This is a genomic window from Streptomyces sp. NPDC020807 (assembly GCF_040641575.1).
Taxonomy (GTDB): Bacteria; Actinomycetota; Actinomycetes; order Streptomycetales; family Streptomycetaceae; genus Streptomyces.
The window spans coordinates 68,601-81,452 of sequence record NZ_JBFADU010000015.1; the positions used below are offsets into that span (position 1 = coordinate 68,601).

Genomic DNA, 12,852 nt, shown 5'->3' on the forward strand with positions numbered 1-12,852 from the left:
GCCCGAGCCCAAGCCCGAGCCCAAGCCCGAGCCCAAGCCCGAGCCCAAGCCCGAGCCCAAGCCGGAACCGAAGCCCGAGCCCACCAAGCCCGACTGCTGGAACCTGAACCTCGGTTCATGGGTCGAGAGTTGGATCGGTGGTCCGGTCTGCGTCCCGAAGGACTCCTGGAAGGACTCCTGGAAGGACGAGGTGAAGGACGACGTGAAGGACGAGGCCGGTCTCGACCTCGACCTGGACGTCGACTGGAAGGACGCGCTGAAGGGCGTCTGGCCCTTCTGACCCCCCTGGCGGCGGCGGAGGTCATCCGCCGCCGCCCCCGGGTGTCCGTCCGGGCAGCCGGGCGAGCGCACGCCCCACCCACGGGCGTTCGCGCACCTGCGCGGCCGCCCACCGGCGGCCGTCGGCGGCGCCCGCACGGAGCCAGAGCAGCGGGGCCGTACCGCGCGCGGCCAGCATCAGCCGCTGGTTGCGGACGGTCTCGGGCCGCCAGTGCTGCTTGTACGACTCCGTGCCCCGCAGCATGCTCAGGGTGTCCCGCCCCCCGGCGCTGGTCTCCCGGGCCCCGTGGCGCAGGAGCATCGTGGCCACGTCGACCTTGCGGGCCCGGAGGGCCGGGTCGGCGCCGTACAGGTACCCGCCGGCGAGCCGGGGGGACATCAGGGTCAGGTCGGCCGCGACGACGTCACCGGCGAGCCGGAACTCGGTGACCATCGCGTCCCCGCGCTCCACCATGGGCCGCACGGCCCGCGTGAGGTGCTGCGCGAACCGACTGCTCGTGTGCTCGGCGGTCACGCCCCGCCCGCGCCACTGGAGCTGGTGGAGCTTCAGCAGCCGGTCGAGTGCTTCCGGCACCTCGTCGCCGGTGACGATCCGCGAGTCGATCCCGAGCGCGTCCATCTTGCGGAGCTTGGCGCGGACCCGCTGGGCCTTCCCCGAGGGGATCCGTTCGAGCAGCCCCTCCATGGGGACGGCCGGCAGCTCCAGGCAGAGCGAGTCGGGCAGGCGGCGGCGCGGGCCGCGCCACTGGGCGAAGACCCGTTCGGTCGCCGCCCCTGGCCGTACCTCCCGCAGGTCGATCACCGCCCCCTGCGCGGCCCGGGCGAGCGCGCGGGCCAGGGCGGCGGCCGCCTCGGGGCACTCGTCGTCGAGGAGGACGTCGGTGAAGTCGGTGATGGCGCCGCCCAGCTGGGTGAGGACGGGCAGTGGTCCGCCCGCCCGCATCAGGGGCGCGGCGGCGACGAGCGCGCCGCTGCCGTCCCGTACGAGCACCACCCGCAGCGCGCCGTCCCGGCCGTACGAGAGCCACCAGGAGTGAAGCCAGGAGTGGGACTGGAAGGGGGTCGCGGAGGAGCAGCGTCCGTACAGCGCCGTCCACTCGGCCGCCAGGCGCCCGAACCGCTCCTCGTCACGGCAGATCTCGGTCCGCAGGGTTCTCGGGTTCCTCGGGGTCACACCGCCTCCGGTTCCGGCTGGTGGGTGGCGGCGGCCGGGGCGGGCACGGCCGCGCCGGTGCTGACGGCCGGGGTCTGCCGGGAGTGGCGCGCCTCGCCGCGCGCGGCGGGCCGCTTCGGGCGGACGAGGAGGACGAGTCCGCCGAGCAGCCCGCCCGCACAGCCGCCGACGAGCGCGGAGAGCCCGGCGGACGGCGACACGGGGGCGACGGGCTTGGTGGCGCGGGAGAACTGGACGACCTTCACGCCCGTGCTCCCGGCGACGTGCGTGCTGTTGAGGACGAGTGCCCGGGCCACCCCGTCGGCCATCGACACCGCCTTGGCGGGCGCCTCCGCCCGCGCGGTGATGGAGATCATCGGCGCGTCGGGGGAGGTCGCGGCCTGCACGCTCCTGCGGAGCGTGTCGGCGGTGACGCCCGCCCACACCTGGGCGTCGCCGGTCACCGCGATGTCGGTGGCGACCCGCCCGTACGCCTGGGCGAAGCCGAGCGCGGCCGCCGGGTCGGACTTCTCGGCGGGGACGACGATGACGTAGCTGATCGCCGCGTACTGCGGGGCCTTGAGCGCCCCGTACCCGCCGCCGAGGACCGCCCCGGCGAGGACGGCGGCGGGGAGCACCGTCCAGCGGCCCGGGCGGCGCGTGCCGAGGAGCGGGAGTGCGCGGCGCGGGGCGGTCTGCGCGGAACGGGTGGGAGCGGGGCGGGGGTCCGTGGGACGCGTGCTCATGGGGCGTGCTCTCTCACTTCGCGGGGGAGGGGGTGCCGTGGACGGCCTGGTCGTAGAGGGACATCAGCTGGTCCGCGCTGCGCGCGATGTCGTAGCGGCGGGCCGCCGCGGGCTGCGGGAGCCGGACGAGCCGGGCGTCCCCGATGCCGCGCAACGCGGAGACCAGCTCGGGGACGGACTCGCCGATCCGGCGCGCGCCCGGGGCCGCCTCCGGCGTCAGGTCGTCGATCGCGGGGCAGGCCACGTACAGCACGGGGAGCCCGGCGGCGAGCGCCTCGACGACGGCGAGTCCGAAGGTCTCGTCGGGGGAGGTGGAGACGAAGACGTCCATGGCGGCGAGGAGTTCGGGCAGCGAGGGGCCGAGCGAGGTGACCGTCGGCGGGTCCTCGCAGGCCCCGGCGAGGAGGATCCGGTCGGCGGCCCCGCACTCCTCGGCGATCCGCAGGAGCGCGGCGCGTTCCCCGCCCTCGCCGACGAGGAGCAGCCGCGCCTCGGGGACGGAGGCGACGGCCCGGACGAGCCGGTCGAACCGCTTGCCGGGCGTGAGCCGCCCGACGCCCCCGACGACGTACGCGTCCTCGGGGATGCCGAGGACGCCCCGGGTGAGGCGGCGGGCGCGGGCGTCGAAGGCGAAGCGGTCGGTCTCGATGCCGTTGGGCACGACCCTGATGCGGGCCGGGGGCACCCCCCAGTCCGCGAGCCGTCGGGCCACGCTGGGCGACACGGCGACGGTCGACGTGCCGAGCCGCTCGGACGCCAGGTACAGGGCCCGGGTCCCGGCGGACAGCGGACGGCCCTCGATCTGGGCCTCGCCGAGCGAGTGCTCGGTGGCGATGACCCGGCGGACCCCGGCGAGCCGGGCCGCGAGCCTGCCGTAGACGCAGGCCCGGTAGAGGTGGGTGTGGACGAGGTCGTACCCGCCCCGCCGGACGAGGCGGGTGAGGCGGGGGAGTGCGCCGAGGTCCCGGTTCCCGGTCATCCCGAGGTGGGTGACGGGGCTGCCGTCCGCCCGGATGCCGGCGGCGACCGCGCCGGGGTTGGTGAGGGTCACGACCTCGTGGCGGTCGGGCAGGTGCCGGAGCAGGAGCCGCAGCTGCTGCTCGGCGCCGCCGATGCCGAGCCCGGTGATGACGTGCAGGACCTTCACGGCGCACCGACCACGGCGGGCGCGTCCTGCGGGGGGAAGAGGTCGACGGGGTGGCGGCGGCGCAGCGGGTGCAGGACGCGCTTGGCGGTGAGCCGCCAGGGCGTGTCGTCCTCGCCGATGTGGACCCGGGGCAGGGCGTACGCGCCGGTCAGCGGGCCCGGGTCGATGGCGCTGGCGTAGCGGTAGCCGGCCTTCCGCACGGCGTGGGCGACCCGCCCGTCGACGTCCCCGTACGGGTAGCAGAAGCCGTCCACGGGATCACCGGTCAGCTCCTCGAGGAGCTCCCGGCTGCGCCGGGTCTCCGCCGCGAGCTCCGCGTCGTCGCACTCGGTGAGCCTCACGTGCGTGAGGCCGTGGGAGCCGATCTCCATTCCGGCCTCGGCGATCCGCAGGATGCCGTCCTCGTCGAGGAGCCGCTTGCGGGGCCCCTCGGCGTCCCAGGCGTTCTCGCCGCCGAGCCGCCCCGGCAGGACGTACACCGTGGCGGTGAAGCCGTGGCGGCGGAGCAGCGGCAGCGCCGAGTCGAGGAAGTCGGCGTACCCGTCGTCGAACGTGAGTCCGACGAGCCCCTTGGCGCGCCCGGCGGCGGTGGCGGCGAGCAGCTCTCGCACGGAGACCCCGCGCAGCCCCCGGTCGCCGAGCCAGTGCAGCTGCCGGGCGAAGCGGACGGGGGAGACGGTCACGCGGTACGGGTCGTCAGCGGCGTCCGTGATCGGCGTGACCGAGTGGTACATCGCCACCCACAGGGGCGGCTTCACCCACAGGGGCGGCTTCGGCAGCAGACGGCGCAGCGCGGTGGGGGCGGGCATGGTCGGTCCTTCGGGAGGCGGTGCGGGGCAGGGGCGGAATCGCCGGCGCCTTGGCCGCGCAGGCGATGAAGAGCAGGAAGACGCCGATGACGACGAGGCCGGCGACGACGACGGCGAGGACGGCGGAGTCGATCGCGACCGAGCAGAGCCAGCCGGCGCCGGTGGCCCAGGCCCCGGCCGTGGCGAGCCGCAGGAGGCCCTCGCCGAGCCGGTCGACCCGGACGGGCACGGTCTGCCGGTGCGCGCCGCGCAGCAGCAGGACGGCGGTGCAGGTGATGCCGAGCGCGTTGGCGGCGGCGATGCCGACGGAGCCCCAGTGCTGGGCGCCCGGGATGCCGGCGAGGGTGGTCGTGGCGAGCCCGGCGCCCATCGCGGCGGCCGGGTACCAGAGGGGCCGGGCGGCGGAGAAGTAGCAGCGGACGAGGGCGCCGACCATGGTCTGGCCGAGGAGGCCGAGCGCGTACACCCGCATGACGGCAGCGGTGGCGACGGTGTCCGAGCGGTCGAACTCGCCTCGCTGGAAGAGCAGTTCGACGATCTTCGGTGCGGCGGCGATCACCGTCGCCGCGCCGACGAGGACGACGACGGCGGCGAGCAGCAGGTCCCGCTCGACCCGGCGGCGGGCCGCCTCCGTCTCGCCCGCCGCGAGGAGGCGGGCGACGACGGGGAAGCTGACCGTGCACAGCATCAGGGAGAGGATCATCGGCATCTGCGCGACCTTCTGCGCGTAGTTCAGATGCGAGATCGCCCCGGCGGGCAGCGGCGAGGCGAGGAAGCGCTCGATCAGGGTCTGCGACTGGCGGCAGAGGGAGAAGGCGACGACGGGGGCGATGAGCCCGAGGACGAGGATCCGGCCCTCGGCCCCGGCCGCTGCGTCGCCCGCCGCGAGGGCGGTCGGCTCGGCCTTCGGGACCGGCCGCGCGCGCAGCTCGCGCAGCAGCGAGGGGGCCTGGACGAGGACCATCAGGACCCCGCCGACCGCGACCCCGGCGGCGGCCGAGCGGACCCCCCACGGTTCGCGGAGCACGAGGACGGTGCCGATGATGCCGACGTTGTACGCCACGTAGATCGCGGCCGGCGGCAGGAAGCAGCCGTGCGCGCGGAGCGCGGCCGAGCAGTAGCCGACGAGCGCGAACGACAGCACACAGGTCGCGGTGAGCCGCGTGCAGTCGACGGCGAGCGCCGGGTCCGGCAGGCCGGGGGCGAGGACGTCGACGAGCAGCGGCGCGCCGAGCACGAGGGCGGTGGCGAGGACGGCGACCGTGAGCGTGAGGCGGGGGAGCGTGCCGCGCACGAGCGCCCGCACCGGGTCCCCGAACAGCGCGCCCGAACGGCGGTCCAGGGCACGGGAGAACGCCGGTACGAGGATGAGCGCGAGCGCGTCCTCGATGAGCAGCGTCGACGCGAACTCCGGCACCGTCCAGGCCACCAGGAACGCGTCCGTCTCGGCGCCCGCGCCGAAGTACCCGGCCAGGATCTGGTCCCGGACGAGACCCAGCAGGGCCCCGAGGGCGGTGAGCACGGCGGTGACGGCGGCGGCCTTCGCGAGGAAACCGCGCGCCTGCACGCGTTCCTGCGTCCGGTCGGCGGAAGCGGCGGCGCGCTCCGGAGGACGTACGCCGGCAGCCGTACGCGCGTGCGCCCTCGACCGTACGTGCCCCCGCACCCGGGCCTTCGCGTGCGCCCGTCGGCCGCCCCGGGGAGGCCCCGGCAGCGCGGCGGCCCCCGGGGCCCACGGGGAGTCCGTGGGCGCCGGAGGCGCGGTCGGCCAGGGGTCCGTCAGCGGGGCGCCGCACGGCGGCCGGGACGGCGGGCGCGGGGCGCGGGGGTCCGGGGCCCACGTGGTGTCCGCGGGCTCCGGCCCCCCGGCCCACGGGTCACGCACGCCGCACCTCCGCCAGCGACCACCAGGCCGCGAGCCCGAGGACGACGGACATCAGGACCGTCGACGGGCCGCCGATGTCCGCGTAGAAGAAGTCGATGAGCTGCCAGGCGAGCAGGCCCGCGGCGACGAGCGCGCACTCCGCGGCCAGCCGCCGCCGGCGCAGCGCGCCGACGAGCAGCGCCACCCAGCTGCCCGCGAGGGCGAGGAGGCCGAACAGGCCCTGCTCGCTGAGGACGAGCAGGTACATGTTGTGCGGGGACAGCAGCGGCTGGCGCGCGAACGCGGCGCCCGCACCCGCCGTGTCGCTGCCCGAGGACAGCGCGAGCGAGGCGTTCGAGTCGCGGTACGCGGGGAAGCCCTTCAGGCCCACGCCCGTCACCGGCTCCGTCCGCCACATCCGCCCGGCCGCCGCCCACATCGTGTACCGGTCGGTCACCGACTGGTCGGGGGCCGCCGCCACCTGCGTGATGCTGGTGACCCGCTCCTTCACCATCTCCGAGCCGATCCCGAGACCGCCGACCAGGACGACGCCGAGCGCGCCCGCCGCGAGCGCCACCTTCGCCGCCCGCCGAGGCCCCGAGATCAGCAGCTGGATCCCGCAGGCCAGGACGGTCGCGATCCACGCGCCCCGGCTGAACGACAGCACGAGCGGCACGAAGAGGAGCCCCGCGCAGACCAGCGCCGCCGTCCGCGTCCTGCCCGGGGCGCTGCCGAGCGCGAGCCCGACGACGACCACGAGCCCGTACGCGACGACCGTGGCCATGCCCATCACGTCCGTCGGCCCGAAGGTGCCGACGGCCCGGATGTCCTCGCCCATGTACGAGGCGCCCGTCTTCGTCAGGTACTGGACCACGCCGACCGCGCCCTGGAGCAGCGCCAGCGCGACGAGACCCCAGGCGACCACGGCGAAGTCCCGCCGGTCGCGGATCATCAGGAGCACGGCCGCCGGGACGAGCACGAAGATCTGCACGTAACGGGCGACGCCCGGCAGGCTCGCCGCCGGGTCGTTCGAGGTGATCGCGGCCAGGCAGATCCCGAGGACGGGCAGGCCGAGGACGACGGCCGCCGCCCGGGTCAGCGGCCGGGCGCCGCCGCGCACCACCCGCACCAGGCAGATCAGGACGAGCAGCCCGGAGGCAGCGTCCGCGATCGTGCCCGTGCCGCCGGTGCCGCCCTGCGCACCGCCGCCGCCCGGGACAAGCAGCAGGGCGATCACGGCGAGGACGGGCGACAGCGCCCCGGCCCTGCGGACCAGGTCCCGCACGTCCGGGGAGACGAGACCCTCCCGCACGCCGGCGGCGGTCTCCCCGTCGTCCTGTACCGCCGTCGTCACGGCCGTGGCCATCCGTCAGCTCCCCGTGGGTCGCACGAGCCCGGCCGCCGTACGCAGCAGGATGCAGACGTCCTGCCAGAGCGACCAGTGGTCGATGTAGTGGTTGTCGAAGCGGCAGCGGTCCTCGATCGAGGTGTCGCCCCGCAGCCCGTGCACCTGCGCCAGACCGGTGAGCCCGACCGGCATCCGGTGGCGGGCCGCGTATCCGGTGTGGACCTTGCTGAACTGGGCGACGAAGTAAGGCCGTTCGGGTCGCGGCCCGACCAGGCTCATGTCGCCGCGCAGCACGTTCCACAGCTGCGGCAGCTCGTCCAGGGACGACTTCCGCAGGAAGTTGCCGGCCGCGCTCATCCGCCGGTCGCCCGCCACGTTCCAGCGCGTCGCCGACTCGTTGTCGTCGGACGGCCGCAGCGTGCGGAACTTCAGGAGCGTGAAGTGCCGGCCGTGCTGGCCCACCCGCTCCTGCCGGAAGAGGACGCCGGGACCGTCCGCGACCCGCACCGCGAGCGCGCACAGCAGCAGCACCGGCAGCGCGCACGCGAGCGCCGGAGCGGCGAGCGCGATGTCGAGCGCCCGCTTGGCGGTCAGCCCGGGCCGCTCGCCCGGCGGCACGATCCGGTGCCAGGCGTGGCCCCACAGGTGCTCGCCCATCGGCCCGTCCCGCCGCTCGCCGCCGACCCGCCAGGTCGTGCAGCCGTACTGCTGGAAGAGCGAGACCAGGGCCGGGTCGTCGTCGAGGAACACCGCGTCGCACACGCTGTTCTGGATGACCGCCCGGTGGATCTCCTCCGTCGTCGTCAGCACGGGAAGCACCGGCATCCCGGCCTCGCCGCCCTGCCGCGGGGCGCCGCCCTGCTCGGGCACGCCGACGATGCCGACCGGCCGCACCCCGTACTCCGGGTGCTGCACGGCCGCCGAGGCGAACCGGCGCGCGGCCACCGCCCCGCCGACGACGAGCGCCGATCGCGGACGCTCTCGCGCCACCCGCCGCCTGCGCGCCAGGATCAGCGCGCGGACCAGGCAGGCCACGACGAGGTGCGCACCGTACGCGGCGCAGAGCCGCAGCGGCCCGATCGCGAGCGCCGGCGTGAACGCGGCGACACCCGCCGCCGCGAGACACCAGGCGAACCCGGCGCGCGAGGCGAGCGCGGGCAGCTCGTCGAGCGCCCTGACGTGCGCGGCCGGCCGGTAGAGGCCCGCGTGCCCGTCGAGTACGAGGACGACCGCGGCGACCGGCAGGAGCAGCCGGGCGTCGTGGTGCGCCGCGCTCAGGAACGAGGCCGCCGCGAGGACCGCGAGGCCGTCGACGGCGACGAACGGCAGGACGCCGGAGCGCCGCCGCGCGGGCGCGGGACGGCGCCGTACCGCGGGCCGGCCGGATGTGCCGCGGCGCGGCGCGAGGGAGGCGAGCCCGAAGGCCGGGCCCGCCGCGGGCCAGGGGCCCGGCGAGGAGGGAACGCTGGTACTTTCCGTGGTCACTGCGCAATCGGCTCTCTGTGCTCGGCCCCCCGCACGCCGGCAAGCTCGCGGTAGACGTCCGCGACCGCCGCGCCGGTGCGCCGGACATCGAAACTGCTGAGTACGTGTTCGTGGGCCTCGCGGCCCAGACGGTGCCGCAGCTCCGGCCTGCCCAGGAGGCGGCCGAGAGCGGCGGCGAGCGCGGCCGGGTCCTCGGAGGGGACCAGGCACAGGGGCTCGTGGGCGGGCGGCAGGCTCTCGCGTGCCCCGTCCACGTCGGTGACGACGACCGGCCGGCCGGCCGCCATGGCTTCGAGCGGCGCGAGCGCCATGCCCTCCCAGCGGGACGGCAGGACGACGACGTCCGCGGCCCGGTACCAGGGGGCGGTGTCCTCGACGGCGCCGGTGAAACGCACCGAGGGCCCGGCCGCCGCCCGCAGGCGCTCGCCGTCCGGGCCGTCGCCGACCAGGACGAGCCGGGCCGTCGGCACCTCGGCGAGGACGGCGGGCCAGGCGGCGAGCAGCACGTCCTGGCCCTTCTGCCGGCAGAGCCGGCCGACGCAGACCACGGTGGGTACGGGGTTGCCGGGCGGTCCGTCGGTCGCGAACCGGTCCACGTCCACGCCGTTGCGGACGACGGACCAGCGTCCCGCGACCCCGGCCTCCTCGCCCGTACGGCGCTCGGCCTCGCTCACACAGAGGATCCGGTCCGCCCAGCGGGCGCCGAACCGCTCCCAGCGGCGGGCCAGCGAGGCGGTCGTCCCGGTGACCGCCTCGAAGGACCAGGCGTGCGGCTGATACACCGTCGGAATCCGTCCCCGCAAGGCGAGTCGGGCGCACAGGCCGGCCTTCGCGCTGTGCGCGTGCACGAGCGCGGGACCGACGGCGCGGATCAGCGCCGCCAGCTCTCGCGTCTCACGGACCAGTCGGGGACCGGGGTCCCGACCGGCCCGCCAGTCGTACGTCTCCGCGCCCTCGGCGCGGACGGCGGCGGAGAGGGCGGTGTCCGGCGGGCAGGCGACCGCGACCCGGAGACCGGCGGCGCGCTGCGCGCGGACCAGGTCGACGACGACACGGGCGACCCCGCCGTCCCCGGGCTGGACCGCGTGCAGGACCGCGGGGCCCGCCGGCTCCGGCGCGCCTGATGCTCGTGGAGGCCGCACGTCAGCGCCGGACGTCGGCCTGGAAGAAGAGCGCGCCGAGCCAGACGGTGTCCTTCGGGCTCCCGATCCGGACGTGGACACGATCGGCCCCCTCGCTCAGCGCCTCCCCCAGGTCGAACACGTCGGAGTCGTATCCCAGAGTGTTCGTACCATCGGGAAAACGGACCGTACGACCCGCGCCGAATTCCGTGATGCTGGAGTTCATGACGTCGTCGGCGGAATTTGCGGAATCGGCGAGTCGGGTGCTCGCCGACTTGCCCGTCTCGACCGCGAGGAAATCGCCGGAAGTTCCCCTGTCGCCGTCATAGGCGACCACGCCGAGCTGTCCGCCCGTACCCTTCGGATAACGCTTTCCGTCGAGCGCTACGCGCAGATCACCGTCCCCCGGGCCGACCGTTTCGAAACCGTCCCAGACACTCATTCGGCGCAAGGGCTCGGAAGCCTTCTCGTAGGCGGCGACGAGCGTCCAGCCGCCCCAGCCGCCGACCTTCGAGGCACCCATGGCCACATTGACCTGGGCCACGGTCCACTGCCCCGAACCCGCCGAACGGACCAGTTCGGTGACGTCGGCGGAGGCCTGGAAGGCGTCGGCGCCCGAGGCCGTGCGGTGCCCGATGAGGCTGTCCGCGAGCAGCGCCTTGTACTGTCCGCCGGGCTCGGCGATCAGCACGCGGCCGTTGTCCTTCGGCGGCTTCTGCTCGCCGACCCGCAGGTTCCCGCCCCAGTACAGGCGGGCCCACGTCACCCGCGCTCCCGCGGGAACGGGCAGCTCGGCGCGGCTGGAGTTGTACGTGTTGGGGTCGCTGTCCACGTCGACGTAGGCGATCGAGGCGGAGTCGTTCACCGACTCGGTGCCCTTCGCGCCCTTCGCCGAGGTGTTCGCCGCCCGCACGATCCCCCCGTGCTGCTCGGCCTGGTGGCGCGGGGCGAAGGGGACGCGGGCGGCCTCGCGGGGCTGGGGCGGCGCGGCGGCGGAGGCGGCCGGCAGCGTGACGGACAGCGCCGCACACGACAGGGCGCACAACACACCGCGACGCACAGCAGGAAACGCTGAATTCCGCATACAGGTTCTCCGCTTTGACGAGGGGAGGAAGGGAAGACCCGAGAAGACCGGGAGAGGGGAAGGTGTCGTCCGCACGAAATGGGTGAACGCGCGGACGCCCCGGAAGCAACGTTCGGGAACGTTATAACCCCGATGCGGGGCGATAGTACGCATTAGATGCTCGGAAACGCTAACTCCCGTATCCGCGCGGCAGGTTCCTCGTTGAGCGTGTTGCGCCATTCCGCGCCCATTCGCTCGAATGGCCCTCCTATGGCCCAAAGATCGGTTGAACGTCACCCGTTCGGGAGAGCAACCGATGAAACTGCGGGCCGTTGTTGAGGGAGCCGGGCCGAACAGTCCGCGCAGTCCGAGTTGGAATTCGATCGAGGAGAGCTTCTCCATGTCCCGTATCGCCAAGGCCGTCGTCCTGACCGTGGGTGCCGCCGCCGCGGTCGCCGGTGCCGCCGGTGCCGCCGCCGCCGACTCCATCGCCGAGGGCGCTGCCGTGAAGTCCCCCGGTGTCGGCTCCGGCAACGTCGTCCAGGTTCCGGTGCACGTCCCGGTCAACGTCTGCGGCAACACCGTCAGCGTCATCGGCGCGCTGAACCCGGCCTTCGGCAACACCTGCGTCAACGCCTGACCTCGCACGGCGGATCGGTCCTTCCGAAGCCGGTGCGCCCATCCCTCCGGGGGTGGGCGCACCGGCTTTTTCCTTGCTGGGACTGGAGCGGTACTCGTTCGGCCGCACCCTCGTGCGCCGTCCGGTGCAACGGCGTACGCCCCTTCGGGGGGCAGGTGGCGGGGATGGATTCACTCGAACGGAGACGTGGCGCTCAGTAGTTCTGCGGTTGCGGAGGGCTATACCCGCAGGCACGGTGAGAGGGAAGTTGTCCGACGCATAAGAAAAGGAACACATATGCGTCCCCTGGCCACACGCCGTCTCACCGCCCTGGCGATATCCGCCGCCATCACCCTCGGCGCGGCGGGACCCGCCATCGCCGGCGAACACCACCCGTCCTCCGCGGCCGACCGGGCCGCCCACGCGCCGCTCCCCGAGGCCGCCACGCTGCTGCCCCAGGCCGAGGCGCTCGGCGACCTCGGCTCCGTGACGAGCCCCGTCGTCGAACTCGTCACCACCGCGCTCAAGGCCGACGCGGGTCAGGTCCCCGCCGCCGACGCCGACGCGCTCAAGGCGAAGATCGCCGCCGCGGTCGAGAAGGCGAAGGAAACGGCCCCGGTCCCCGTACCGGACACCCCGGCCCCGGACGTCCCCGCGCCGGACCTCCCGGCCCCGGATCTCCCGGCCCCGGATCTTCCCGCGCCCGACCTTCCGGCCCCGGACGTCCCGGCCCCGGATCTCCCCGCGCCCGATCTCCCGGCCCCGGATCTCCCCGCGCCCGATCTCCCGGCCCCGGACCTGCCCGCGCCCGAGCTTCCCGTCGCCGCGCCCGCGCTTCCCGTGAAGCCGCCGGTGTCCCTGCCGGTCGCGGCCGGCGCGAAGGCGGCGCCCACCGACCTCGTCGACGACGCCCTCGCCACCGTGGAGAAGGCGGTGGCGGGTCTGCTCGCCGCCGTCACCTCGGGTGACGCCGCCGCGGTCGTACCGCAGGTGACCTCGACGCTGACCTCGCTGGTCAACCTCGCCCTCGCCACCGTCCTCGGCAGCGGTCTGCCCGCGCCCGACCTGGCCGGGCTGCCCGCGGTCCCGTCGCTGCCCGCCACGCCGGACCTGCCCGTCGACGCGCCGGTCAAGCCCCCGGCCGACCTGCCGGTCAAGCCCCCGCTCCCCGTCAGGTAAGTCCGAGCAACGAAGGCCCGTACCGCACCCGGTACGGGC

At 75.1% G+C, this 12,852-nt stretch carries 11 protein-coding genes and 1 pseudogene; 3 read left to right on the plus strand and 9 right to left on the minus strand.

From position 1 onward, the window contains the following. Positions 1–280: pseudogene (locus AB0G79_RS21740) on the plus strand (hypothetical protein); the annotation flags it as partial. A gap of 21 nt (positions 281–301) precedes the next feature. Here AB0G79_RS21740 and AB0G79_RS21745 read toward each other — a convergent pair. The 9 genes from AB0G79_RS21745 to AB0G79_RS21785 form a co-directional block, all read right to left on the minus strand. Beyond that, positions 302–1,417: a GNAT family N-acetyltransferase gene (locus AB0G79_RS21745; protein WP_360808998.1), complete on the minus strand. Its 1,116-nt coding sequence runs from the start codon at positions 1,415–1,417 to the stop codon at positions 302–304. Positions 1,418–1,449: 32 nt separating this feature from the next. Continuing rightward, positions 1,450–2,178, minus strand: a complete 729-nt coding sequence (locus tag AB0G79_RS21750) for a lipopolysaccharide biosynthesis protein (protein WP_360808808.1) — start codon at positions 2,176–2,178, stop codon at positions 1,450–1,452. Between the two features lie 13 nt (positions 2,179–2,191). Further along, positions 2,192–3,325 carry a glycosyltransferase gene (locus tag AB0G79_RS21755; RefSeq protein WP_360808810.1) on the minus strand — a complete coding sequence of 378 codons (1,134 nt, stop codon included), beginning with the start codon at positions 3,323–3,325 and terminating at the stop codon, positions 2,192–2,194. Then, positions 3,322–4,134 (minus strand): polysaccharide deacetylase family protein, encoded by an 813-nt coding sequence (locus AB0G79_RS21760; protein ID WP_360808812.1) that lies wholly within the window; start codon positions 4,132–4,134, stop codon positions 3,322–3,324. The genes AB0G79_RS21755 and AB0G79_RS21760 overlap by 4 nt, the downstream gene beginning before the upstream one ends. After that, entirely contained in the window at positions 4,022–5,701 is a 1,680-nt protein-coding gene (locus AB0G79_RS21765; protein WP_360808814.1) for a lipid II flippase MurJ, read from the minus strand. Before AB0G79_RS21765 ends, AB0G79_RS21760 begins: the two co-directional genes overlap by 113 nt. Positions 5,702–6,011: 310 nt before the next feature. Beyond that, complete coding sequence (locus AB0G79_RS21770) at positions 6,012–7,364, minus strand: O-antigen ligase family protein (protein WP_360808816.1); 1,353 nt, start codon at positions 7,362–7,364, stop codon at positions 6,012–6,014. Between the two features lie 3 nt (positions 7,365–7,367). Continuing rightward, complete coding sequence (locus AB0G79_RS21775; RefSeq protein WP_360808818.1) at positions 7,368–8,831, minus strand: exopolysaccharide biosynthesis polyprenyl glycosylphosphotransferase; 1,464 nt, start codon at positions 8,829–8,831, stop codon at positions 7,368–7,370. Continuing rightward, the gene (locus tag AB0G79_RS21780) at positions 8,828–9,973 is read right to left on the minus strand and encodes a glycosyltransferase (protein WP_360808821.1); all 1,146 of its coding nucleotides are present in this window, start codon (positions 9,971–9,973) and stop codon (positions 8,828–8,830) included. Before AB0G79_RS21780 ends, AB0G79_RS21775 begins: the two co-directional genes overlap by 4 nt. Before the next feature lies 1 nt (position 9,974). After that, positions 9,975–11,036, minus strand: coding sequence for a DUF3344 domain-containing protein (locus AB0G79_RS21785; protein WP_360808823.1), 1,062 nt, complete (start codon positions 11,034–11,036; stop codon positions 9,975–9,977). 379 nt (positions 11,037–11,415) lie between these two features. On the opposite strand from AB0G79_RS21785, the gene AB0G79_RS21790 reads away from it, so the two are divergent. Beyond that, positions 11,416–11,655 (plus strand): chaplin, encoded by a 240-nt coding sequence (locus AB0G79_RS21790; RefSeq protein WP_360808825.1) that lies wholly within the window; start codon positions 11,416–11,418, stop codon positions 11,653–11,655. 276 nt (positions 11,656–11,931) lie between these two features. Further along, entirely contained in the window at positions 11,932–12,813 is an 882-nt protein-coding gene (locus AB0G79_RS21795; RefSeq protein WP_360808827.1) for a hypothetical protein, read from the plus strand. Positions 12,814–12,852: the final 39 nt, after the last annotated feature.